The organism is Chryseotalea sp. WA131a (assembly GCA_025370075.1).
Lineage (GTDB): Bacteria > Bacteroidota > Bacteroidia > Cytophagales > Cyclobacteriaceae > ELB16-189.
Window position 1 is genome coordinate 3375750 of the sequence record CP073016.1, and the last position, 22803, is coordinate 3398552.

A 22803-nucleotide genomic window follows, 5' to 3' on the forward strand; every position below is an offset into this window, starting at 1 on the left:
ATAGCATGGAAAAGATAGGTATCATTGGTTTGGGTTATGTCGGCCTACCGTTGGCCATTGAGTTCGGAAAGATTATTCCGTAGAAAAAATTGCTTTTTATCAAGGAGATTGCACAGATGAGAGATTTTTAGTTAGTAATTTTTAATGGAATGGGAAGCTTCACAAAAGGTGAAGCTTCCTTTTTTAAAAATCAAACACTATATTAGATTTGTTTGTTAATCTGTAAATTGTAGCGAATGTTCTCCGTCAAATACCGATATATTTTCATTCTGCTATTGGCCGTTTACTCTTACCTCAACATTCAGTTTACGGTAGGCGAAAAACTCTTTGATGCAGAGCTAACCAATATTCACTTGTTTGGCGTGTTGTCGGCTGTGGTGTTGCTGATTTGGGAGTTCAACCGTTTGGTGGAGTCAAACCTCGATCGAATAAGACAAACCTTTTTACGCAAAGTCCATCCACTTATTATTTTGTTTTTGGCCAGTATGATCAATGTCGTATTGGCCTCGTTTATCACCTTATTTTTATTGGACATCGTGCTGATTGCTCCGTTGCAATACGATTTCTCTCATTCCAAATTGTTGCTCGCCTTCGGTTTTCGCGTAAACTTGTTTTTGAATTGCGTTAACGCGATTGTGTTTTATATGAACCGATTGAAGCAAACCCAATTGGAAGCGGAGCAATTGAAAAAAGAAAGCATCGAGGCCCAGTTTGAAGCCCTGCGAAATCAAGTGAACCCTCATTTCATGTTCAATTGCTTCAATGTACTTTCCAATTTAGTTTATAAAGATCCCGATACCTCGTCTCAATTTATCGCCCAACTTTCAAACGTTTATCGTTACCTGTTGCAAAGTCAGCAGAAGAAGGTAGTTGCGTTGCAAGAAGAACTTTCGTTTATCGAGTCGTATTTGTATTTATTGAAAATGCGCCATGGCGATAACTTAATCATCGAAAAAAATTTGACGGCCGAGCCCGAGAGCTTTTATGTGGCACCCGCCTCGTTGCAGATGTTAATCGAAAATGCCATCAAGCACAATATTGTTTCGAAAAGTAACCCACTCACCATCCGGTTGTATTCCAACAACGGTTCTATAGTTGTATCCAACAACCTACAAGAAAAAGAATTCAAAGAGGAATCAACCCAACGAGGTCTTCAAAACATTCAAAGTCGCTATCGGTTACTCAGTGATGAAAAAGTAGTAATCGAAAAATTGGCGCAAGAGTTTAGGGTCACTATTCCGTTATTGCAATTACAATAACTATGAGAGCGATTGTAGTGGAAGATGAAGAGCTCGCAGCCGAGCGATTGATTGACCTGATCAAAGCCATTGATCCTACTATTGAAATAGTAGCACAACCGGATACGGTTGCCGACACGTTACATTTTTTAAAAACACAACCTGTGCCAGATGTTATATTTCTTGATATACAATTGGCCGATGGCAGGAGTTTTGAAATTTTTGAAAGGGCATCTATCGATTCCCCTATTATTTTTATTACCGCCTACGATCAATTTACCCTCAAAGCATTTAAAGTAAACAGTATCGATTATCTACTAAAGCCTGTGCAAAAGGAAGACCTTCGGCTGGCTTTGGAGAAACTGAAAAAACTAAACCGCAAAGGGTTAAATGGTGACGAGCTTGATCTGCTAAAGGAAATAATCAAATCAAAAGGACAATCCTACAAGCAACGCTTGGTGATTAAGGCTGGAAATAAAATTCAATTTAAACCAGCCGAAGAAGTGGCCTATTTTTTTGCTGACGGCAAAGAGGCTTACATGGTTTCGCGCAAAGAAAACCGTAAGCATTTAATCGGTTATACGCTGGAGGAGCTTGAAGAAATTTTGGATCCGAGAGATTTTTTTAGGATTAGTCGTAAATTTATTGTTCGAGCCGATGCCATTGCCGAAGTGAAAGGATTGATTAGCTCAAGGTTGGAAGTGAAGCTGATACAAAATACCGAACACGAGCTGGCCGTTAGTCGCGAACGTGCACAGGATTTTAAAACATGGTTAGACCAATAGTACATACATTATGAGATTTCTTTTGTTATTGCTTCTCCTCATCCCGATGCTTTCAAAAGCGCAAGAAGCACCCGCTACTGAAGCCGAATTGAAAAAACAAATTTTGGAATTGAACGAGCGAATGGATCAAGTACAACTCAACTTGGTTACTTCTGAAAAAAAATTCAAGCGCGGAATTTTAGTGGCAACCATTGGATACACACTGACAATTACGGGTGGCTTAATGCTTGGCCGATCGAATGATCAACTCGGGCAGGGATTGTTAGTGGCAGGTGGAGTTACCGGAGCGGTAGGCACTGTGCTGATGATTGATTCATTTAAATATTTAGGACGAGCCGGACGAAAGGATAAAAAGTAAGAAGCAAGTAATGTTTAAAGTGTGAACTTTAGGGTGAAGTTATGGATCGTAAGAAATAGCGGTGAATAATGGTTCAGCGCGATCAGCTAACTACCCTCTCCTCAATCTTTCCTGTCTTTTTATTTTTCAAAATCACTTTCTTCGCTCCGTAGTGTGTCATCTCTTCTTTTACGAGGTAATGCTCGGCATCGTATTCAATCAAATGGCTGTCTTTGCTTACACCTATGCGGCCGCGCCAGATGTCGAGCTGCACAGGTTCCCATTGTTTAGTCTTTGCTGATTTGTACGCGGCATCTAAAATAGAATTGACCACATAACCATCGTAAAAAGTTTCTTTCGGTTGAGTTTTGCTTTCGTAGGCATTGAACATATCCATAAACATGTGGTTGTAGCCGAGCTCATTCAACTCATCACCCACCGGAAACAACCAGCCCGTATTGCTCTCGGCCTTCTCCGCTACATAATCACCACCCTTGCCCGTGGTAAACATTTCAAAACCTGTGCGCAAAAAACTATTTATCCAAATGGTGCCTTCGCTGCCCATCACCTCATCGCGCAGGTCAAGCCCACCACGGAAAGTCCAGCTCACTTCAAACTGGCCAATCGCACCGTTTTCATATTTCACCAAACCAATGGCATGGTCTTCGGCATCAATCGGTTTCACTTGCGTATCGGCCCAGCACATTACTTCCACGGGCTTAATGTCTTTGCCAATGTAGCTACGCGTAATCTCCACACAGTGGCAACCCAAATCTAAAATGCAGCCGCCACCGGCTTGCTCCATGTCCCAAAACCAATCGCTGTGTGGCCCGGGGTGCGTCTCGCGCGATTTTGCCCAGAGTATTCTGCCCAACGCTCCGTTCTTTACACTTTCATGTGCTTTGATGAATTTGGGTGTGTACACCAAATCTTCGAGGTAGCCATTGAAGATTCCTGCTGTATCCACGGCTTCTAACATGCGTTTTGCTTCTTGCGCATTGCGGCCAAGCGGCTTGGTGGTAATCACAGCTTTTTTGTGTTTGCAACAGAGCATCACCGCCTCTTCGTGCAAATTATTCGGCAACGAAATACAAACTATTTCTACTTCTGGTCTGGCAATGGCCTCTTCCATGACGGTGGTGGAAAAGGCAACCTTATAATCGGTAGCAAATTTCTTCGCACTTTCCGCTCTGCGCGAATAGATACTTACAATTTTGTCTTTGCTACGGTAACCTTGTAAGGAATCGGCATAAAAGCGGCCAATGAAGCCAGAGCCTAACATTGCGATGTTCATAATTATTAAAGTTTGTCTTCAGTCGATAAATTAAAGTAAAACTTAATTTGCCACAGCTGCCCAGATAGACACCGACAGGAATAATTAGAAAATTTCTTAGTAGCCTGTGCATCTGTGGCAGAATTATAAATGGTTCTTTTGGGATCTCGTCAAACGGATTGAATTTCTTTTTTCTCTTTAAAGAATAACAGGAAATAAATCACCACGGCCACTGCGATGTAAACAGGTACAAACCAAATGGACTGCCAATCATGACCCGTTTGCTTTAGATAATGATCGGTGGTGAAACCAGAAAACCAAGTGCCAATAAACATGCCCACACCGTAGGTTGCGAACGTGAACAAACCTTGGGCTGCGTTCTTGATTTTTTCTCCTGCCTTTTTTTCGGTGTACATATAGCCCGTAACGAAAAAGAAATCGTAACACACACCGTGTAGCAGAATTCCTGCATATAGCATCCACAGATTCCCCTCTAAGTTACCAAAGGCAAAGCACACATAGCGTAGAATCCACCCGGCCATGCCCAGCAACAGCATTTTCTTCACACCAATGCTATTGAACAAAAACGGTATGGCTAAAATAAAAACTGCTTCCGACACTTGGCCCAAAATCATTTTGGTGGCGGCACTCTCCATTCCCAATTCATTTAAGAACACATTGGCAAAGCCATAATAAAATGAAAGTGGAATACAAACCAAAATGGCAGCGATGAAGAAAATCAAATACGGTTTGTCTTTGAACATCACAAAAGCTTCGGTGCCTAACGCCCTAGAGGCAGAGTTTGCTTCTTTCCCTTTCGGGGGAGTATTGGGCAATACAAAACTGATGACGCCCAATGCAATAGAAACGGCTGCAGCCATGTGAAAAGTGGTGGCTGTTTTTTCAATGGATAAGAATCCAATCATCAAACCAGCTAATATCCAACCTAAAGTTCCAAACACGCGTATCCAGGGAAACTGTTTGCCTGGATCGGTCATCTGACCAAAGGCAATGCTATTAGAAAGCGCAATGGTAGGCATATAGAGCAACGAGTACCCTAAAACAATCCAATAAAAAACATCGCTACCTGTAACTTGGGTTGCTAGATACAACAGTAGTCCACCGATGAGGTGTAGCACACCCATAATTTTTTGAGCAGCAAAATATCGGTCGGCCACAAGCCCTACAAAGAAAGGTGAAATCATGGTGGCAATGGCCAAGGCACTGTAGGCCGCCCCAATTTGCACCCCCGATGCATGCAGGTACTCCGTCATATAAGTGCCCATGGTTACGTACCAGGCTCCCCAAATAAAATATTCGAGCAGCATCATGAGCGAGAGTTTAGTAAAGACAATTGGCTTCATAATTTTTATAAAAGTTGGCAGTTGGCAGTCACCAGTTGGCAGTCTGCTTGTAAAAATAATAGTATTCAAAAATCATAAGAATCAAATTAATGACATTTAGGGTAAGCAATAGCTCTGGTTTACATAGAAGAAAATTTGATTACATCAAGGTTAAAAGTAGTGAGGCTTTGGCTTTAATCAAAACCATTCACACATTTGTATATGAATAATAAGATACGGTGGGGCATTTTGGGTTGCGGCAAAATCGCTAAAAAGTTTGCAGCCGATTTGAAGTTGGTAAAAGATGCGGAATTGGTGGCGGTGGGTGCTCGAGAGCAAGCTTCAGCTGATGAATTCGGCAAATTGTTTGGTGTGCGTGATTGCCACAGCAGCTATCTTGCTTTGGCGCAAAACCCACAGGTGGATGTCATCTATATTGCCACCCCACACAGTTTTCATCACGCTCATGCATTGTTGTGCATCGAAAACAAAAAGGCCGTGCTGGTCGAAAAAGCTTTTACCCTCAACGCCACTCAGGCCAAGGGAGTAATCGCTTCCGCGAAAGCGAACGGTGTATTTTTAATGGAAGCTTTTTGGACACGGTTTCTTCCTCATTATTTGAAAATCAAAGAAATGATTGGCCAAGGAAAGGTTGGCAGAGTACAATCGGTAATAGCTGAATTCGGGTTCAAACCTACTCCACCCGTAGCCCAGCGTATTTATGATCCCGCTTTGGGTGGAGGTTCGTTGTTGGATATTGGAGTCTACCCTGTTTTTTTGGCTCTCGATATTCTTGGAAAGCCCGATGATATAAACGCCTGGATGACACCTGCCACCACCGGGGTGGATAGTCAATGTAGTATTCAATTCAAATACAAAAACGGAGCTCTTGCTCAGTTATTTTCTTCTTTCAATTCAAACTTAGCAACAGGTGCTGACATTGCTGGTGATGGAGGAAGAATTAGAATGACCCACCGCTTTCATGGACCAACAACCGATTTGGAATATTATCCTGATATTGTTGATTCACGTCAAGCAATCCATTTTGAAAAGGCCAAGGGAAATGGCTATGAATACGAAGCGCAACATGTAACGGATTGCATAAAAAAAGGGCTTACGGAAAGCCCCTTGCGCTCTTACGCAGATACTATTTTGTTAATGGAGACCCTTGATGAAATTAGAAGAATTGCAGGAATAAAATATTCAATTGATTAGTCTTTTTTTATGTTAAACTTCAACCACTATGAGAACTATACTTAGTTTCATAATTCTGTTTACTGTTTTATTCTCCTCGTGCGATCAGCAAAAAAATCGCATCCTCGTTTTTTCCAAAACCAAAGGGTATCGGCACGAGTCGATTGAAGCGGGTAAAGAGGCTATCTCCAAATTAGGATTGAAAAACAATTTTGAGGTAGATACCACTGAAAACGCCAATGCTTTTACCGATGAGAATTTGAAAAAATACAAGGCCGTTGTTTTTCTCAGCACTACGGGCGATTTATTGAGCGATCATCAGCAAGTAGATTTCCAACGATTCATTCAAGCGGGCGGTGGCTTCATGGGCATCCACGCGGCTGCCGACTGCGAATACGATTGGCTGTGGTACGGGAAATTAGTTGGCGCTTTTTTTAAAAGTCATCCACAAACACAAGAAGCCATTGTTCGAAAAGCTAAACCAGATGCACTCACAGAAGGATTGCCAACCGAGTGGAAACGCACGGACGAATGGTACAACTACAAAACAATTTCACCGGATATCAACGTGCTGTATTGGCTTGATGAAACCTCCTACAAAGGTGGTGAGAACGGAGAAAAACATCCCATCGCATGGTACCATGAATTTGACGGAGGTCGTGCGTTTTACACTGGCATGGGGCACGTTAAAGAGAGTTTTACGGATTCACTTTATATCACTCATATCGAGAAAGGGATTCTATATGCCCTCGGCAATCAAGAACTTGATTATGGAAAAGCTACTGCTCTGCGTGCCCCCGAAGAAAATCGGTTTACCAAAGTGGTGCTAGGGTATAACTTCAACGAACCTACCGAGATGGGCATTTTACCCGATGGTCGTATTTTATTTTTAGAACGCAGGGGCCGTGTAAAACTCTATGATCCCAAAAACGATTCCATCAAAATCATCAACGAACTAAAAGTGTATTCCACGCATGAAGATGGAATGATTGGCCTGACAATCGACCCCGACTTTCAAAATAACCATTGGCTTTATATCTTCTATTCTCACCCAGACAAGGCAGCCAATGTGATTTCGCGCTTTACCTTTGATGGGAACAAACTCGACTTAACCTCAGAAAAAGAAGTATTGGAAGTAGCTGTGCAGCGGGAGACCTGTTGCCACACCGGTGGTTCGTTAGCATTTGGTCCTGATGGAAATTTGTATGCCTCCACAGGTGATAATACTAGTCCGTTTGAGTCGGATGGTTTCAGCCCAGCAGATGAAAGGCCCAAACGCGCTCCCTTCGATGCTCAAAAATCATCTGCCAATACCAACGATTTGCGAGGAAAAATTTTGCGTATAAAACCACAACCCGATGGCACCTATACCATTCCGGAAGGGAATTTATTTCCGAAAGGAACACCCAACACACGCCCTGAAATTTATGTGATGGGCTGCCGCAATCCGTACCGTATTTCCCTCGATGAAAAGACAGGCTATCTATACTGGGGCGAAGTAGGACCCGATGCTGGTAATGACGATGCAAAACGCGGCCCCCGAGGCTACGATGAAGTGAATCAGGCAAAGGCCGCTGGGTATTTTGGGTGGCCCTACTTTGTAGGAAATAATTATGCTTACGCGAAATATGATTTTGAGAAAAAAGAAATCGGTTTGCCTAACAATATTGCCAAGCCAGCCAACACTTCGCCCAACAATACTGGTTTGAAAGAATTGCCCGCTGCACAGCCGGCTTTTATTTGGTATCCCTATGTGCAATCAGAAGATTTTCCATTGGTGGGTAAAGGTGGGCGCAACGCGATGGCCGGCCCTGTTTATTATTCTGAAAAGTACAAAGACAAACCAGGGGTATATCCCGCCTACTTCGATGGCAAACTAATTACCTACGATTGGATGCGCAACTGGATGATGGTTTGCACAATGGACAAAGAGGGTAAGCTAATGGATATGCAGCCTTTTTTGCCTCATATGCCATTCAATAATATCATCGACATGGCTTTAGGGCCTGACGGGAAATTGTACACGCTAGAGTATGGCACACAATGGTTTAAACAAAACATGGACGCCCGCTTGTCGCGGATTGATTTTAATGGTGGCAATCGAGCTCCCATCGCTAAGTTGACAGCAACGCCAACATCGGGTCCGCTTCCGCTCACGGTTTCAATTAATGCAAAAATGAGCGAAGACCCAGACGGAGATTCCGTTAGTTACCTATTGGAATGGGCCGGTCAAAAACAAGAATCAAAGACAGGAACATTCACCGTTACGTTGGATAAGCCCGGTGAGTTTAAGCCTCGGATTATTGTCACCGATTCAAAAGGCACGAAGGGAACAGCCGAGACTACTGTGGTTGCAGGCAACACGCCCGCTACCGTGAGCATTGCCATAGAAGGCAACTCCATGTTCTTTTTCCCCAACTCATCCGTGCGTTACAGCGTGAGTGTCACCGACCCTGAAGATGGAAGCACCAAGGACAAATCCATAGCTGCATCTGCTGTGGGCGTGGCCTTTGATTATGTCGATAAGGGCACGGACCTCAGTAAACTCGGCCATCAAAAAGCAGAGTTGCCGGGCGTGGCACTCATCGCGGCCAGTGATTGCAAATCGTGTCACCTCATTGACCAAAGGTCTGCAGGTCCATCGTATCGTGATGTGGCGAAACGTTACAGCAAAAATCCGAAGGCTGTAGAAATTCTGTCGGACAAAATTCTGAAAGGCGGAGCAGGTGTGTGGGGCGAGACAGCCATGGCTGCCCATCCTCAACTGAGCCAAGACCAAGCCGCACAAATGGTAGAATACATTTTATCATTGGAAAAGAAAACGGTACAACCTGGTTTGCTTTTGAGCGGAGTAGCTAAGACGGGCAAGCAAGAAGAAGGCTCTTACGTATTGGAGGCAAGCTATATTGACAAAGGCGCTGCCGGTGTGCCATCTCTCGCTACGGTGACAAGGACAGTACTGAAAGCTCCCGAACTCAATCCTGGTGAAGTGAGCGAATTGAAAGTAGCCAGCAAAGTAGCTGCCCCAACGGGTAATTTCATCTTCGATAATGTGAAGCATAATTCGTCTGCGTTATTTAAAGATGTTGACCTCACCAACGTATCGGGCCTGGAAGCAGTAGTTTACATAATGGGCGCCCAAACGGGTGGCGAAGTAGAGTTTTTCTTAGACGGTGCTGATGGCAAAATGATTGGCACTACCTTGCTCGCTAAAGCACCCGGCATTGAAGTGATGGATGGTGTGAAAATGAAATCCAGCAAAGTGGCTCTCGCCAAAGTATCGGGTCGCCATGATGTGTTGCTCATTTTCAAAAACGACCTGGCGGGAGATAAAAATTTATTCTTCTTTGGGAAAGTGATTTTGAGGCCGAACTAAAGAACAAAAAGAGGCTGTCTTAAAAGGGCAGCATCTTTTGTCATTTTCAGAGAAAAAAAGAGGAAGCCGAAGCATTCCTCTTTAGGTGCAAGTCGCTATCCACCCAATAGCGTTCGGATATTGCCGATGTTTCTTTTGTAAAATTAAGATGCTTATAAAGTGGTCTATTGGAGGAGTGCATCCCCCACTGGTAGTTTAACGAAGACATTTAAAGGAAATGCATCAATACGATCGCATCACTTCCTCCAATGGCTTTGCTTCGCCAAAAAAACTCACCAGTCGCAGCATCACACGATCAACTAATGTATCTGGGCAAGAGGCTCCACTGGTCAACACGATTTTAACAGGTTTGGCTTGGGGCAAAAAATCATTTGTGGTTTTCTTTGCCTTGGCGTGATAATCAAAATGATGAATCACATGGTTAGATTCTATTTCTTTTTCAGAATTGATAAAATAGGTGGGAAATTTTCTTTCGCACAATTCTACGATGTGCGAAGTGTTGGAGCTGTTATAGCCTCCCACCACAATTGCCAAATCTGCTTCTGTTTTCAATAACTCGTAGGTAGAGTCTTGATTATCGTTAGTGGCATAGCAAAGTGTATCGCGCGTGTCCGCAAAGTGCTGTTTGATGTTTGCCTCCGAATATTTTTCAATCATCAGTTTTTTAAAGTAATCGGCAATGGCTTGGGTTTCGGTGGCCAACATGGTGGTTTGGTTGACAACGCCCACACGCTGCAAGTCTCTTTCTGGGTTAAAGTTCTTAGAATGAAGACCTCTAAACTCCGTGTAAAATTCTGCTGTTGATTTTTTCTCTAAGATAAATTTACCCAGGCGAACAGACTCTTCCATGTCGCGCACAATAATGGAAGGGGCTTCATTGGCACTGTGCGAAAAGGTTGCTTTGGTTTCTTCGTGCTTGGGTTTTCCATGAATAATGACCGTGTAGTCTTCTTTGCCAAGTTTCTCGGCACGGTTCCACACCTTCTCTACAAACGGGCAAGTGGTATTGTATTTTTGCACCTCCACACCTTTATCCAACAATAAATTTTCTGTTTCAAGCGTGGTGCCAAAGGCCGGAATGATTACCACATCTTGCGCAGTGATTTCAGACCACGGAATGAATTGGGTTCCGTCTGTATCTAAAATAAATCGAATGCCTCTGCTTTGCAGGTCGTTGTTCACTTCTTGGTTGTGAATCATTTGGCTCAACAGGAACACGCGCTTATCTGGATTCTCTTCAAGTGCCTTATAGCTGATTTCAATCGCATTTTCCACTCCATAGCAAAAACCAAAGTGGCGGGCGATGATAAATTGAACGGACCCAAAATCTAAAATGGCCGGAGAAAAATCTTGTTTGCGCAAATCTTTTAACCTGCGCGATTCTTTTATTCGTCCTGTAATTGATGAACGATAGTAAGCGGGTATTTCAAATTTTTTGATGGTACTATGATTTAATGGAATTACAACCTCAAAAGTAGCCGATTTGTTTTGATTGTTGAACATTAGTATTGTTTGTTCTAGGCAATTGCTGTTGTGGGGCATTTCGGCAATGAAAGAAACTAAAAGCCCACCATGGGTTGGGTTTTGGGAGGGTAGGCCTCTCCCTCTGCAGCAGGCTCTAAGTAAATAGTCTTAACCGTAAGCGTTGATTAATGCAATGACTGGATTCTACCAAAACTTTTTTTGTTTTAAGAAAAATAAGGAACCCGAAGCATCCCTCTTTAGGTGCAAGTCGCTATCTTGAAAAAACGTTAATGCGCCTCCAACCAATTTTTCCCCACACCCACCTCTACTTCCATCGGCACATCCAATAGCACGGCAGTTTTCATTAGTTCAATTACTTTCGTCTTTACGATTTCTTGTTCACTTTCGTGTAGGTCAAACACTAATTCGTCATGCACTTGCAGAATCATCTTGGTTTTCAGTTTCTCCTTTTGCAACCAACGGTGGATGTTAATCATCGCGATTTTGATAATGTCGGCTGCGCTGCCTTGGATGGGCGCGTTGATGGCATTGCGCTCGGCAAAGCCACGGGTGGAAATATTTCGCGAGTTGATATCGCGCAAATATCTGCGCCTACCTAAGATCGTTTCTACGTATTCTTTTTCGCGCGCCATGTTGATGCTGTCGTCCATGTACCGCTTGATGGCTGAAAATTCTTTGAAGTACGATTCGATGATTTCGGCTGCTTCGGTGCGCGAAATATTTAAGTTTTGCGCCAACCCAAAAGCGGTGCTTCCGTACAAAATACCAAAGTTGACCTCCTTTGCTTTTCGCCTCATGTCAGGCGTTACTTTTTCTAGTTCAACTTTAAAAACTTTCGCAGCCGTGGTGGTGTGAATGTCGCGCCCCGTGCGAAAGGCTTCAATCATGGTTTCGTCTTTGGCGAACGAAGCGGCAATGCGCAACTCAATTTGCGAGTAGTCGGCAGACATGAATAGATAGTCTTTTGCCCTAGATACAAAGGCACCACGAATCTGTCTTCCTTTTTCGGTGCGGATGGGGATGTTTTGCAAGTTGGGATTATTCGAACTCAACCGGCCTGTGGCGGCCACAGCTTGCCGGTAGTCCGTGTGAATGCGATGGTCTGCTTTGCTCAACATTTTCGGCAACGCATCTACATAGGTGGAGCGAAGCTTTTCATACTCGCGATAATCCAAAATCTTTTTGGCGATGGCATGTTCCTCGGCCAGCTTGGCCAACACCTCTTCGCCTGTGGCATATTGGCCCGTTTTGGTTTTCTTGATTTTGCCATCCATCAATTTCATCTTATCAAACAAGATTTCGCCCAATTGCTTTGGCGAACCGATGTTGAATTCCTGTCCTGCTATCTCGTAAATTTCCTTCTGTACTTTTCGGCTATCCTTTTCCAATGCCTCCGACATCCACTTGAGTGCTTCTTCATCCAGCGCCACGCCTTCAAACTCCATCGCGGCAAGCACTGGCACCAAGGGCATTTCGATGTCGCGCATCAATCGTGAATGTGTTCGATGTTCTAATTCCTTTTGCAATTTCGGTTTGAGTTGCAACGCTTGGTCTACACGCTCAAACGCATTGTCATCAGATGACAATTGATAACCCAAATATTGTCCGCAGATGATTCCCAAATCGTGCGAGGCTTCGGGTTCAATTAGGTAATGCGCGAGCATCGTGTCGAACAACGTGCCCTTTACTTCGATTCCTACTTTCTTCAGCGCCAAAATGAAATGCTTGATGTTATGCCCAATCTTTATCACCTCTTCATTTTCAAAAGCTGCTTTTATTGTTTGAATGGCCTTGGCCGAAATTTGATAGGCCTCTCCCGCAGAAACGGAAATGACCAAAGCCGTAATTGAATAATCAAATGTCTCTACCTTGTCTGTGAGTACTTCAAAAGCAAACTCTCGTTTGTCTTTTAATTTTTCTAAAATAAGCGAAGCCTCTTCATCGTTCAACTTCACGTATTTTACGTTAGAAACATCCAATGATTTTTTTTCATTGGCATCTTCCGTCTCAGTTTCTGATGACTCAGAACTTCCACCAAACATAGATAGCTGTGCTGCCTTGGGTGAATTAGGAACAGGAGCGGGCGCAGCCCCAGGAGCAGAAGCAAACACGCGCGGCATCATGGTTTTGAATTCCAACTCTTCCATGATTGGTTTTAATTTTTCAGCGACAGGTCCGCTGTAGGCCAAATCCTTTTCGTCCCATATGACGGGCACATCAGTAATGATGGTTGCCAATTTTTTTGAAAGAATGGCTTGCTCTCCAAATTGCTCAACGCGCTCTTTTAGTTTGCCCTTCAGTTCACCAGCGTGTGCGATAATGTTTTCAACGCTCTTGTATTGCTTCAACAAATCGGCTGCAGTTTTTGGCCCCACACCCGGAATGCCCGGAATATTATCCGAGGTGTCGCCTTGCAATCCCAAAATGTCAATCACTTGCGATACATTTTCGATGTCCCATTTCTCGCATACTTCCTTCGGCCTCATAATGTCTACCGAGTTGCCCATGTAGGCTGGCTTGTACAGTAAAATTTTATCGGTTACCAACTGACCAAAATCTTTGTCGGGCGTCATCATGTACACGGTAAACCCTTCTTGTTCCGCTTTCTTCGCAATGGTGCCAATGATGTCATCGGCTTCGTATCCATCTTTCTCTAAAATCGGAATGCCAAAACCACGAATGATTTCCTTCACAATCGGCACGCCCGCACGTATGTCTTCGGGTGTTTCTTGTCGAGTGGCTTTGTACTCTGTAAAAATTTCATCTCGAAATGTTTTCGCGGAGGTATCAAAAGCCACTGCAATGTGCGAAGGCTTTTGTTTTTGAAGAACTTCCAGCAATGTATTGGTAAATCCAAACGGCACTGAGGTGTTAATGCCCTTGGAATTGATGCGTGGGTTTTTGGTAAAAGCAAAATGTGCACGGTAAATCAATGCGTATGCATCGAGGAGGAAGAGTTTTTTTTCGGCCATGGGGCGAAGGTAGAAAGAACGAATGAGAACTTAAACCAACTAATCCATTGCTTCGGGCGTACCATTTTTCTACTTGATTCTCACTTGGTAGCTTAGTACTGCTTCCTTATTGAATAAAATATGAATTATGTACAAGCCCTTTGAAGTAAAGTCATATTCAAACTGAACCATCCCATTCGCGGGTGTGACCGATAGCGTGTTAAGCACATGATTGCTTTGAATTACTTGAATTTCTATTGATGGGTAAATACCAGGTGGAATGCAAAAGGAGAATGTGAGTAGGGTGTTTTTTTGAGCCTCCAAACTAAATTTTTCAGGATAAATTTTTCCAATTCCATATTTAAACAAAGCATGATATGCCAAGGGGGCGTCCAAGAAATTTTGCAAGGTTGGGTGCTCTTTCAGTAAGAGCCATGCGGTATCAAGAGGATAATGATTTTTCGCAAACAACTCTGCTTTCGGTAGAAAATATGCGTCTGTGTACTTTTTAATAAAATTGCCGTCATAAGAATCTACTACTCCACTGGACCATGTGGCATCGCATAAGTACCACTTTCCTTTCAAATGCACCGCATTCCACGAATGATTGGCAACACCTTTTCCGCCTATGTTTGATTGAGACGTTCGGCCATAACCGTTTATGATTTCGCAGGGCAACCCCGCATGCAAAGACAGTTCGCGAATCAGGTAAGCATACCCTGTACAAATTGTTTTGTGCTTACTTACCAATGTGAGGACAACCTGTTTACTAAACTTTTTATTCCACAAGCGAAGTTTCTCTGGATCGTCAGCAAACTTTTCGCGCTTACTTTCATTGACTATAAAATTGTGGTAATCATTTTGGATGTTTGAACAGACCCATGTATAGATAGCCCTGAACTTAACGACCGAATCTGCAAGGGAAGCGGTGAGTTTGTGAGCCAATAATCTCAAATCAGAAAGTGAATGATGTGGGTACAGTGCCGCCACACTATCCGCTTGATGGTACTGAAAAGGCAAGTCTGCCAGTTGCGCGAACAAACTGGCAGACCCTCCCATCCATAAACCAAGAAATAGAGCGGCAACTTTCAATGGTTAGAAAATCGATTTGACTTTATTCCAAAATCGTTGTGCACTGGTGGGTTGTTTGGTGTACATCTCATTTACTACAATTTCACCCATCATCACCGAATTGGGGAGCGTTATTTGAATCTCAAGTGTCTCAGGCGAATTGGCTGGCACTACGTATTGCTGCGTTTCCAACCCAACAAAACTGAAGAGCAGCACATCTCCTTCTTTCAATTTTTTTGGGAATTCAAATTTCCCCATTTCATCTGAAACAGTACCAACGGTTGTGCCTTGCAAGTAAATGTTAACACCTGCTAAAGCCAATTGGTCTTCATCTTTCACCACTCCTTTAACGGTATGCTCCAAAGCCACCTGATGAAGTGTGGTCTCCAAAATTTCTTTGCTGGGTAAGGGTTGAGAAAAAATTGGCGAGCTGACCGCGAGAATTGAAACCAAAAAGAGACTGTTCTTCAAGAGCTTCCGTCCTGGTTGAACCTTAAAAAAAATGGACGGAGTGATTTGGGATGAGGAAAAGCGACCACAAGTTGCTTTTGTTTGTTGGGCAACATAATGGGCGATTTCTTGGGTTGACTTTTGGGTAAAGTCCACTACCGTTTTTTGACAGGTAGAGCAAAAGCCACCAAGGTTTGTGATCGTAAAGCCGCTCCACTTTTGCGAGCATGACTTTGGCACGGAGAGTACAATTTGTTTTTTCATAGGATATTAGTTTTGCCTATGAGATGCTTGCTCTATTCAGATTCCATAATGTTTTTAAATTTTTTTGAACATATTTTATTCGATAGTTTTGCGGAAACCATTAAAATGGTTTGGTGAAAATACTTTCTCCCATGGCCCACGGGTTAAACCATGGGCTATGGCAATGAGCCGATCGTGTCGAATGATTTTAATCATTTACTTCTAATCTAAACCAAATTTATTAATTGGATTCCCTTCCTTTGATTCAAAGAAATAATTATTTTTAAAGAAGTCTATATTCTATTCATGCTCGACCAACCCTCTTCTATTCGTACAGGCGAAGAACTAAATCAAGAAAAGCTAGCTACTTATTTGAATGAGCATGGCATTGCCAAAGAAGTTGCCATTCAACAGTTTCCCAGCGGCTATTCCAATCTCACGTATTTAATCAAAACAGAAGAAGAAGAGTACGTTTTGCGCAGGCCACCTTTCGGGGCCAACATCAAATCGGCACACGACATGGAGCGTGAGTTTAATGTGTTGTCGCTTTTACAAAAAGCAGGGTTTACCAAAGTTCCGCAGCCAGTTCTCTTTTGTGGTGATGAAAGTGTAATGGGCGCAAAATTTTATTTGATGAAGCGTGTGAACGGGGTGATTCTTCGCAATCGAGTACCCAAAGGAATGACCATAGAACCCGCAACATTTAATCAGCTGTCGAAAACCGCGATTGATCAACTGGTGCAGCTACATCAACTCGACATAAAATCTACCGGCCTCGCTCAACTTGGAAAACCAGAAGGCTATGTCCAACGTCAGGTGGAGGGATGGACAAAACGCTATGTAAACGCGCAGACCGATGACATTGCCGCCATGAATGAAGCTGCTGAGTGGATGCAGAAAAATATTCCAACGTCTGCCAAATCATCATTCATTCATAATGATTACAAATATGACAACCTTGTCCTTAATCCCGATAACCTGACAGAGATCAAAGCTATATTGGATTGGGAGATGGCCACCGTGGGCGATCCGCTGATGGACTTAGGAACTACGCTCGCATATTGGGCGGAGGCAAATGATTCCGATGCATTGAAGCCGTTCAATCTAACCTGGATGCCTGGCAACATGACGCGAAATGAAATGGCGAATTATTATGCTGAAAAATCGCAAACCAATATTGACGATATTGTATTCTATTATGTATTTGGTAGTTTTAAAGTAGGTGTGATTTGCCAACAAATTTATCATCGGTACAAACAAGGACATACGCAAGATGCTCGTTTTGGATCGTTGATTTATGTGATTAAAGCATGCGCAGACAATGCAAGAAAAGCAATAAGTAATTTGAAGATTTGAAAATTTACTAATTTGAAAATGCTAGGTTCAGACGTGCAGATTCATTTTCAAATTTTCAAATCAACACATTTTCAAGTTTAATTTATGGATATAAAGAAAGTCCTCATCCTCGGTGCTGGCACCTTGGGAACCCGTGTTGGTTTGCAAGCAGCGATTTCGGGTTATACGGTAACGATTTACGACATCCACGAAAGTGCGTTGCAGCAGGCGCAAAAAGTGATGGAGAAAGTATTGCGCTACACTGTTAAAATCAGATTGACCAAAGAAGAAGACAGGCCTGCTATCCTTTCTCGAATAAAATTTACTACTCATCCGCAAGAGGCAGTGCTTGATGCCGATCTGATCAATGAAAGCGTGACGGAAGACATCGCCATCAAAGAAAAAGTGTGGAGGCAATTTGGTGAACTGGCTTCCGCCAAAACTATTTTTACTACCAACACTTCCTACCTATTGCCTTCTCAATTTGCCGCAATCTCCGGCCGGCCAGAAAAATTTTGCGCATTCCATTTCCACGATGTGTTTACCGCAAAAGTGGTGGACATTATGCCGCACCCTGGTACAGATCCTGAATTGATTCCCTTGCTCATGGATTTTGGTAAAAGTCTAAATCAAGTGCCCGTTCTGGTAAAGAAAGAGTCGCCTGGCTACATTTTCAATTTTATGTTGATGGCCTTGATTGGTGCAGCCGGAAAATTAAAGACAAGCGAAGTAGGCAGCATTGAAGACATTGATAAATCGTGGATGGTGAACTTTAATATGCCGATGGGACCGTTCGGTATTTTAGACAATGTAGGACTGGACACCGCTTGGCGCGTGACAAAAGACAGGCCTGATTCATCTTCCAGAGCTTTTGCTGAATTGCTGAAGAGTTACATCGACCAAGGCAAGCTGGGTGAAAAATCGGGGGAGGGGTTTTACAAATATCCAAATCCTGCCTACAAAAGCTTTTAACAAAATAAATTACTAATTCAACTTAGTTACTGGTTCAATTCGTATAGATTAATCACTATGAAAAATGTAATCGTATTTATTCTGTGGAGTTGCTTTCTTTATTCTTGCAAAGAGGTTTCGTACCCGCAGGCCCAACCAACCGGAGTAGAATCCTTAAAAGAAATCCCTGAATCCTTAAGAGGAACGTATCAAGGAGTTGATAAAAACACAGGAGAATTGGGTGATACCATTATCATTGAACGGTGGGGCTATCGCGCCAAAGACAACAAGGAAAAAGATTGGTTAACAAGCGGCTCGCTGAGCGATACACTCGTATTAAAAGCATATCAAAACTATTTCTTTGTCAACTTCAAAATCGGTAACCAATGGGTATTGCGTGTGATTCAGCGGGAACCCAACGGCAGTTTACTCTTCTTATCCATTGATTTGGGCGATGACAAAAAGCGACACGATGCACTTAAAAAACTAAAAAAGAAATTCATTGTAAAGGAAGCTAAAACAAAAGGTGATGTTTTCTATCAAATCAATCCTTCACCAGAACAGCTAATGAATATGATTAAGGAAGGATATTTTACAGGGCAGCGGTTGGTAAAGTTAAAATGATCTCTACTTTATTGCACACTCACTATTAAACCGCGAGGAGCGCAAAGATTGTTTTCCATGGGAACCTCTAATTCAAGACTTTCAGTTTCTAAAAATACAGTTTTGAAGTTATTGCTTGGTCATTTATTGTGGGAGTAATTTCTCTCGGCTTGATAATAAGTAAGTATTGTTTGAGTTTAAGAATTTCATTCTTTCTACAACCTATTGACTTCCAGTTGATGGTGGTTTAGTTTTTGAAATTCATCTCCGACAACTGACCTTCTTATTATTTAGTAAATTTGCTTCCCTATGAGATTTGCGTTTTTGTTTTTGGTGATTTCGTTTCAGGCCATTGGCCAAAATGCCCAAGGCTTACGTTTTATTCAGAACAAAGGGCAATGGAATGACGGCATCGATTTTCAGGCCAAAGTGCCGGGCGGGCGATTGGGTGTTTCCGCCAAGGGCTTTTCGGTGGTGTTGCTCGACCTGGAAGAAATGGAGCATCGCCACTTGGCCAATCACGGAGAAATAAATGAATCCAACGGCCAAGAATCAGATGAACCCATCCAAGGGCATTACTTCCAAATCAATCTCATTGGGTCAAACCCATATGCAAAGGCAATAGTGGAAAATCCGCTAGAAGGTTACAACAATTATTTTTTGGGCAGCGACTCATGCAAGTGGGCCAGTCATGCGTTAGGGTATGCCTCCATTCTTTATAAAAATGTGTACAATGGAATTGACTTTCGCGTAGCCTCGGTGGGCAACAATCTCAAATATGATTTTATAGTAGCCTTAGGGGCCAACCCTGCGCAGATAAAAATTGAATACTGTGGTGTGAATGGCCTCGAAAAAGTAAACGATGCCTTGCAAATCAAAACCGTGGTAGGATCGCTGACCGAACTAAAACCCTACTCGTATCAGTCTAATGGCATTAGCAAACAAACCGTGCCGAGCGAATACCACGTTGAAGACAACATCGTCTCTTTTTCGTTTCCGAATGCGTACGATGAATGCCAACCATTGATCATCGATCCCCTGTTGATTTTTTCAACTTACTCCGGTTCTACGGCCGACAATTGGGGAAGCACAGCCACCCCCGGTGAACGCGGAACACTGTATTCGGCCGGTGTAACACACCAAACGCTAGGGGGCGCTTTCCCGGCTACTCCGGGTGCTTTTCAAACAACCAATAAAGGAAGCTTTGATATGGCTATTATCAAATATGATTCGGCTGGAACACGATTTTTATACGCCACTCACTTAGGTGGTTTCAACAATGATTCACCCGAAAGCTTAATAGACGATAAGGCAACGGGCGATTTAATTGTATTGGGCATCTCCAGTTCGCCCGATTACCCCACGGGTGCTGGTTCGTATGACAAGACATTTAATGGAGGCACTACTATTTTTAATCGCGTACTCGATACCAACGATCAGTGGGATATTGTAATCACACGTTTGCCGCCTACTGGAGACCGATTGATCGGCTCCACTTTTTTGGGAGGATCGGGAAATGACGGATTGAACTTACCGAAGCAATCGGGAGGATCGCTGGTGGTGAATTATGGTGATGAGATGCGGGGCGATGTGATCACCGACCCAACCGGAAATGTGTACATCAGTTCCGTTACTGGATCAACCAATTTTCCCATTGTCAATGGCTTCGACAATTCATTCAATGGCGGCACTACCGATGGTCTGGTGGTTAAACTTTCCCCCGATTTATCATCCATTATTTGGTCGAGCTACGTGGGTGGGGCTGGTTTGGATGCTGCCTATTCTATTAAATTTGATAACAGCAATAACCTTGTTTTGGCAGGCGGAACTACCAGCACAAATTTTCCAGTAACCACGGGTTCGTATCAAACTACTTTCAACGGCATTGTGGATGGTTGGATTGCCCGCGTGGCAGCCGATGGAAGCTCAATCTTAAATGCCACTTTCACGGGCACGAATTCGTTTGACCAAGTTTATTTCATCGATCTGAATGCAGCAGGAAATGTTTTTTGTTATGGACAAACTACAGGCCAAATGCCCATCACAGCCGGGGTTTATAAAAACATCAACAGCGGACAGTTTTTACAAAAATTCTCACCTGATCTAAGCAAGTTAGAGTTTTCTACTGTATTTGGTTCGGGCTCTGGCAACGGCTTGATCATACCCAACATCTCGCCCACAGCTTTTCTAGTTAACGACTGCAATAACATTTACATGGCTGGCTGGGGAGGCTTCGTTAACTCAAACACCAGCACAGGATTTTGGCAAAGCTCTACTATCGGTATGCCCATCACCAACGATGCCTATCAAAAAACCACCTCGGGTTCTGATTTTTATTTTATGGTGTTGAATGGAGATGCCACGCAATTGGTGTACTCCACTTACCTAGGCGGCACTTCTTCAAAGACACACGTAGATGGCGGCACCTCTCGCTTCGATAAGTTCGGTATCGTGTATCACGCGGTGTGCTCGGGTTGTCAGTTTGGTAATACCACAGGAGCTAAGACATCTGATTTTCCCACAACTCCCAATGCTAACTCGCGACTAAACGGTAGCCAGAATTGTAACAATGCAGCCTTCAAGTTCGATTTGTCATCACTTCGAGCAATGTTCCAAACCAATTCAGTAAAATTGAATAACCCAGGCTTTAACAATGTCTGTTTTCCTGATTCGATTGTATTTGAAAACCTGAGTGCGGGCGGAAGAAGTATTATTTGGAATTTGGGAGACGGAACGATCATCAATCAAACATCCGATGATCCACGATTCATTATCCACCAATATAAATCTACTGGGCAGTTTCCCGTAAAATTAAAAATCACCGACCTGAGTACGTGCAGCCAAACCGATTCTACAATAAAGGTGATCAATTATTTTAAACCGCAAATCATTGTGGGGCAAGATGCCATTGTGTGTGAAGGAAAAAGTCACCAGCTTACCGCGAGCGGAGCCGTTACCTACAAATGGACCAGCAGCGATGGAACATTTACCTCTACCGATCCATCCCCTTCTATCACCCCAAAGGAACCAGGATTTTACTACCTCACCGCGGCCGATGCCAATGGCTGCACCCTAAAAGATACAGTAGTGATTGGCGTTAACAAAAATGTGCGGGCGGCTTTTCAAACCTACGACCTTAACTTTGCGAAGCCTGGTTACAATAATGTTTGCTACCCTGAAGAGATACGATTTAAAAATCTCAGTACCAAAGGCGAGAATTTTGTTTGGAATTTTGACGATGGCATCATCGTTTCTAAACCAAAGACCGATACGGTTTCCATCTTGCGCGGATTTAAACAAGCAGGAGCCTATCGTGTAAAATTAAAAGCGACTAATACGGGCACGTGCAACAAGGCCGACTCGGTAGTTAAAATAATCAACTACTTTAAAAATACAGTAAAAGCTGCTAACGATGCGCAGATTTGTGAAGGCTCTACTTTTCAACTAACAGCACCTGGTGCACTTATCTACGATTGGTTTACGGCCGATCGTTCCTTTACTTCCTCAAGCCCTTCGCCTGTAGTGAAGCCAACGATCACGACACAATATTTTGTTAACGCCACCGATGCAAGTGGTTGCAAGAAAAAAGATACACTGCAAGTAACGGTGTTGAACAAAGTTGAATTGAAATGGCAGTATCGTCTGCTGAGCAATTGTACGGATCGACCCTCACTCTTTGTTGAAAATCAAACACCACCAGCAGAAGGTGTAAACTTTCGTTTCGATTTTGGGGATGGAACAACTTCCGAAGAGACTGAAGCGCAGTACGAGTATAAAGAGGATGGATCCTATCGCCTGAAGTTAACAGCACAAAATAAATTCTGCCCCACCGAAGAAGTTGTGCAACTGCCCGTCTATACAATGTTTGTTCCCAACGTGATTACGCCAGAAAGTTCACCTGGAGCGAACGATCATTTTGAAATACGCTTTGGTCCAACTTTACTAAAGCCGGCCGATGTGGGCATACCTATTCAATTGACCGTATCCAATCGCTGGGGGAACGAAGTGTTTCAATCGAAGGATTACAAAAATGATTGGAATGGTAATGGGCTTGTGGGCGGAGTATATTACTTTCAAGTGAAGGTTGGTGACTTAGCAACCTGTAAAAGTTGGTTACAGATAATCAAGTAATTGAAGATAGTTCGTAGATAAAACGACTTTAATGGTT

Annotated in this window: 15 protein-coding genes; 9 read left to right on the forward strand and 6 right to left on the reverse strand. The window is 43.2% G+C overall.

Annotated elements, in window-relative coordinates:
- Positions 1-236: 236 nt before the first annotated feature.
- From KA713_15515 to KA713_15525, 3 genes are read left to right on the forward strand one after another with little or no spacing between them, the layout of a single operon-like run.
- Positions 237-1259, forward strand: coding sequence for a histidine kinase (locus KA713_15515; protein ID UXE65859.1), 1023 nt, complete (start codon positions 237-239; stop codon positions 1257-1259).
- 2 nt (positions 1260-1261) lie between these two features.
- The gene (locus KA713_15520; protein UXE65860.1) at positions 1262-2023 is read left to right on the forward strand and encodes a response regulator transcription factor; all 762 of its coding nucleotides are present in this window, start codon (positions 1262-1264) and stop codon (positions 2021-2023) included.
- A gap of 10 nt (positions 2024-2033) precedes the next feature.
- Positions 2034-2381, forward strand: a complete 348-nt coding sequence (locus tag KA713_15525) for a hypothetical protein (protein UXE65861.1) — start codon at positions 2034-2036, stop codon at positions 2379-2381.
- An 82-nt stretch (positions 2382-2463) separates the two neighbouring features.
- Here the strand turns inward: KA713_15525 and KA713_15530 are convergent, their stop codons facing one another.
- Positions 2464-3657 (reverse strand): Gfo/Idh/MocA family oxidoreductase, encoded by a 1194-nt coding sequence (locus KA713_15530; GenBank protein UXE69155.1) that lies wholly within the window; start codon positions 3655-3657, stop codon positions 2464-2466.
- Positions 3658-3803: 146 nt separating this feature from the next.
- A complete protein-coding gene (locus KA713_15535) occupies positions 3804-4997 on the reverse strand; it encodes a nucleoside permease (GenBank protein UXE65862.1) in 1194 nt (397 codons plus the stop codon).
- 201 nt (positions 4998-5198) lie between these two features.
- On the opposite strand from KA713_15535, the gene KA713_15540 reads away from it, so the two are divergent.
- Positions 5199-6191 carry a Gfo/Idh/MocA family oxidoreductase gene (locus KA713_15540; protein UXE65863.1) on the forward strand — a complete coding sequence of 331 codons (993 nt, stop codon included), beginning with the start codon at positions 5199-5201 and terminating at the stop codon, positions 6189-6191.
- A gap of 28 nt (positions 6192-6219) precedes the next feature.
- Positions 6220-9546 (forward strand): ThuA domain-containing protein, encoded by a 3327-nt coding sequence (locus KA713_15545; GenBank protein ID UXE65864.1) that lies wholly within the window; start codon positions 6220-6222, stop codon positions 9544-9546.
- A 222-nt stretch (positions 9547-9768) separates the two neighbouring features.
- Here KA713_15545 and KA713_15550 read toward each other — a convergent pair whose 3' ends face one another.
- The 4 genes from KA713_15550 to KA713_15565 all read right to left on the reverse strand — a co-directional run bounded on the left by KA713_15550 (position 9769) and on the right by KA713_15565 (position 15767).
- On the reverse strand, positions 9769-10986 hold the full coding sequence (locus KA713_15550; GenBank protein ID UXE69156.1) for a 4-hydroxy-3-methylbut-2-enyl diphosphate reductase: 1218 nt from the start codon (positions 10984-10986) through the stop codon (positions 9769-9771).
- Between the two features lie 311 nt (positions 10987-11297).
- Positions 11298-14003 (reverse strand): DNA polymerase I, encoded by a 2706-nt coding sequence (gene polA, locus KA713_15555; GenBank protein UXE65865.1) that lies wholly within the window; start codon positions 14001-14003, stop codon positions 11298-11300.
- Between the two features lie 69 nt (positions 14004-14072).
- A complete protein-coding gene (locus KA713_15560; GenBank protein UXE65866.1) occupies positions 14073-15074 on the reverse strand; it encodes a hypothetical protein in 1002 nt (333 codons plus the stop codon).
- Positions 15075-15077: 3 nt separating this feature from the next.
- Complete coding sequence (locus KA713_15565) at positions 15078-15767, reverse strand: carboxypeptidase-like regulatory domain-containing protein (GenBank protein UXE65867.1); 690 nt, start codon at positions 15765-15767, stop codon at positions 15078-15080.
- A gap of 285 nt (positions 15768-16052) precedes the next feature.
- Here KA713_15565 and KA713_15570 point away from each other — a divergent pair, with 285 nt between their 5' ends.
- The 4 genes from KA713_15570 (at position 16053) to KA713_15585 (ending at position 22766) form a co-directional block, all read left to right on the forward strand.
- Positions 16053-17102, forward strand: coding sequence for a phosphotransferase family protein (locus tag KA713_15570; GenBank protein ID UXE65868.1), 1050 nt, complete (start codon positions 16053-16055; stop codon positions 17100-17102).
- A gap of 84 nt (positions 17103-17186) precedes the next feature.
- On the forward strand, positions 17187-18053 hold the full coding sequence (locus KA713_15575; GenBank protein UXE65869.1) for a 3-hydroxyacyl-CoA dehydrogenase: 867 nt from the start codon (positions 17187-17189) through the stop codon (positions 18051-18053).
- Positions 18054-18110: 57 nt separating this feature from the next.
- Positions 18111-18656: a hypothetical protein gene (locus tag KA713_15580; GenBank protein ID UXE65870.1), complete on the forward strand. Its 546-nt coding sequence runs from the start codon at positions 18111-18113 to the stop codon at positions 18654-18656.
- 288 nt (positions 18657-18944) lie between these two features.
- Positions 18945-22766 carry a PKD domain-containing protein gene (locus KA713_15585; protein ID UXE65871.1) on the forward strand — a complete coding sequence of 1274 codons (3822 nt, stop codon included), beginning with the start codon at positions 18945-18947 and terminating at the stop codon, positions 22764-22766.
- Positions 22767-22803 lie beyond the last annotated feature (37 nt).